General features: G+C 71.3%; 2 protein-coding genes. Both read right to left on the bottom strand.

Translation table 11 applies throughout. The features are described 5' to 3' along the window. Window positions 1-103: 103 nt before the first annotated feature. Window positions 104-2,077: an acyl-CoA dehydrogenase family protein gene (locus tag DVH02_RS25665; protein WP_114626227.1), complete on the bottom strand. Its 1,974-nt coding sequence runs from the start codon at window positions 2,075-2,077 to the stop codon at window positions 104-106. A gap of 198 nt (window positions 2,078-2,275) precedes the next feature. Continuing rightward, a partial coding sequence (locus tag DVH02_RS25660) for an aldehyde dehydrogenase family protein (protein ID WP_114626226.1) occupies window positions 2,276-3,140 on the bottom strand: 865 nt, incomplete at its 5' end.

Genomic DNA, 3,140 nt, shown 5'->3' with positions numbered 1-3,140 from the left:
CCCAGGGCGGCGCGTTCTGCCCGGACTGCGGCCACCAGCGGCGCCGCCCGGGGCACTTACGCGGCACACGTACGCGCCCCGGGCGGGCGGCGGCGCCGCGGGGTCAGCGGATCGGCCGGTGCACGTTCTCCCGTTCCGACGGGCCCGGTGTCGCGTCCGCGATCCAGGGGCCCTCGCCGCTCGGGTCGACGACACCGTCCTCCAGCCACCGGTACGTACCGGCCAGGACACCGTCCACGACCTTGCGGTCGAGGTCGTCGGTGTTGGACCACAGACGCGTGAAGAGTTCCTCGACCCTGATGCGGGACTGCCGGCAGAAGACATCGGCGAGTTGGTACGCCTCGCGCCCGTGATCGCCGTTCACGCGCAGCATCTCGGCCCGAACACACGCCGCGCTCATCGCGAACAGCTCGGCGCCGATGTCCACGATCCGGCCGAGGAAGCCCTGTTTGGTCTCCATCCGCCCCTGCCAGCGCGACATCGCGTAGAAGGTGGAGCGCGCCAGCTTGCGCGAGGTCCGTTCCACGTAACGCAGATGCGTTGCCAGATCCCGGTGTCCGGGTGGATGGAACTCGGCGTACGAGGTGGGCAGTTGCCCGGGGCCGGCGACCAGCTTCGGCAGCCAGCGGGCGTAGAAGCCGCCCGCCCGCGCACCCGCCTTCGCCTTGTCGGAGAGGGACTTGTCCGGGTCGATGATGTCGCCCGCGACGGCGAGGTGGGCGTCGACCGCCTCGCGGGCGATCAGCAGGTGCATGATCTCGGTCGAGCCCTCGAAGACGCGGTTGATCCGCAGATCGCGGAGCATCTGCTCGGCGGGGACGGCGCGTTCGCCCCTGGCCGCCAGGGAATCGGCGGTCTCGAAGCCTCGGCCACCGCGGATCTGGACCAGTTCGTCGGCCATCAGACAGCCCATCTCCGAGCCGAACAGCTTGGCGAGGGCCGCCTCGATACGGATGTCGTTGCGGTCCTCGTCCGCCATCTGCGAGGCGAGGTCGACGACCGCCTCCAGCGCGAACGTGGTGGCGGCGATGAACGAGATCTTGGCGCCCACCGCCTCGTGCCGGGCCACGGGCTTGCCCCACTGCTCGCGCGCCCCCGACCACTCGCGGGCGATCTTCAGGCACCACTTCCCCGCGCCCGCGCACATCGCGGGCAGGGAGAGGCGGCCGGTGTTGAGGGTGGTGAGTGCGATCTTGAGCCCCGCGCCCTCGGGGCCGATCCGGTTCGCGGCGGGGACGCGGACCTGGTGGAAGCGGGTGACACCGTTCTCCAGGCCGCGCAGCCCCATGAAGGCGTTGCGGTTCTCGACGGTGATGCCCGGCGAGTCCGCCTCCACGACGAAGGCGCTGATGCCGCCCGCGGAGTCCGCCGTCCTCGGCACGCGGGCCATCACGACGAGCAGATCCGCGACGACTCCGTTGGTCGTCCACAGCTTCACCCCGTCGAGGACGTACGTGTCGCCGTCCGGTACCGCCGTCGTCGCCAGCCTGGCGGGGTCGGAGCCGACGTCCGGCTCGGTCAGCAGGAAGGCCGAGATGTCCGTACGGGCCAGCCGGGGCAGGAACGCCTCCTTCTGCTCCCGCGTGCCGAAAATCTTGAGCGGCTGCGGTACGCCGATCGACTGATGGGCGGAGAGCAGCGCGCCCACCGCGGGACTCGCGGAGCCCACGAGCGCCAGGGCCTTGTTGTAGTACACCTGGGTGAGGCCGAGCCCGCCGTACTTGGTGTCGATCTTCATACCGAGCGCGCCCAGCTCCTTGAGGCCCCTGACGACCTCGTCGGGGATCCGGGCCTCGCGTTCGATCAGCGCGCCGTCGATCCTCGTCTCGCTGAACACGCGCAGCTTCGCGAGGAACTCCTCGCCGCGCCCGACGTCTTCGGGCGCGGGCACGGGATGGGGGTGGACGAGGTCGAGGCGGAAGCGGCCGAGGAACATCTCCTTGGCGAAGCTGGGCTTGCGCCAGCCCTGTTCACGGGCGGCTTCGGCGACCTGCCGCGCCTCACGCTCGGAGACCGTGGGTCTGCCCTGCGGTTCCTGCGGTGCGGATGCTGCTGAAGGGGCGGATGGGGCGGACATGAGGAACTCACCTCGCCGCGGAGTCGGGTCCCATGACGGTTCTGCCGACCGGGACTGTGTGTCCGTATCTACCCGAACGTCTACCCGAACGACGCCGCCCGCACCAGTCGTGCGGCGACGACGGGTGCGGGCGGCGGGGGTACGGGCCCTGGCCGTGCAGCGCGGCGCGGCCGGTGTGGGCCTGTGCGGGGCCCGGGGTCAGAGGCCCAGGCCGGTGAGGACCATGACGCGCTCGTAGGTGTAGTCGTCCATGGCGAAGCGCACGCCCTCGCGGCCGACTCCGGACTCCTTGACGCCGCCGTACGGCATCTGGTCGGCACGGTACGACGGGACGTCCCCGATGATCACGCCGCCGACCTCCAGGGCGCGGTGCGCGCGGAAGGCGGTCCTGAGGTCATGGGTGAAGACACCCGCCTGGAGCCCGTACTTCGAGTCGTTGACCGTCTCGAACGCCTCGCTCTCGCTCTCGACCCGGCGCAGCGTGAGGACGGGGCCGAAGACCTCCTCGCGGGCGAGGGTGGCGTCCGCGGGGACTTCGGCGAGGACGGTGGGCGGGTAGCTCGCGCCGTCCCGCTTGCCGCCCGTGAGCAGCCGCGCACCGGAGCGCACCGCCTCGTCCACCCAGGTCTCGACCCGCTTGGCGGCGTCCTCGCTGACGAGGGGGCCGACGTCGGTGGTGGCGTCGGCGGGGTCTCCGGTGGTCTGGGCCTCGACGGCGGCGACGATCCTGGGGACCAGCCGCTCGTACACGGAGGCGTCCGCGATCACGCGCTGGACGGAGATGCAGGACTGGCCGCCCTGGTAGTTCGAGAAGGTGGCGATCCGGGTGGCGGCCCAGTCGAGGTCCTCGTCGCTCGTGTAGTCGGCGAGGACGACGGCCGCGCCGTTGCCGCCCAGCTCCAGCGTGCAGTGCTTGCGCGGGACCGAATCCATGATGGCGTAGCCGACCTTGTCGGATCCGGTGAAGGAGATCACCGGCAGCCGCTCGTCCTGGACGAGGGCGGGCATCCGGTCCGTGCTGCCCGTCGCCAACGACCGGATGCCCGCCCTCGTCCAGGACGAG

The sequence above is a fragment of the Streptomyces corynorhini genome (assembly GCF_003346515.1).
Classification (GTDB): Bacteria; Actinomycetota; Actinomycetes; order Streptomycetales; family Streptomycetaceae; genus Streptomyces; species Streptomyces corynorhini.
This window is presented reverse-complemented; position numbering and strand designations above follow the sequence as displayed.

Bases quoted from the DNA above. Each gene is read 5' to 3' on its own strand.
- DVH02_RS25665 (WP_114626227.1), bottom strand. From the start codon at position 2,077: ATGTCCGCCCCATCCGCCCCTTCAGCAGCATCCGCACCGCAGGAACCG.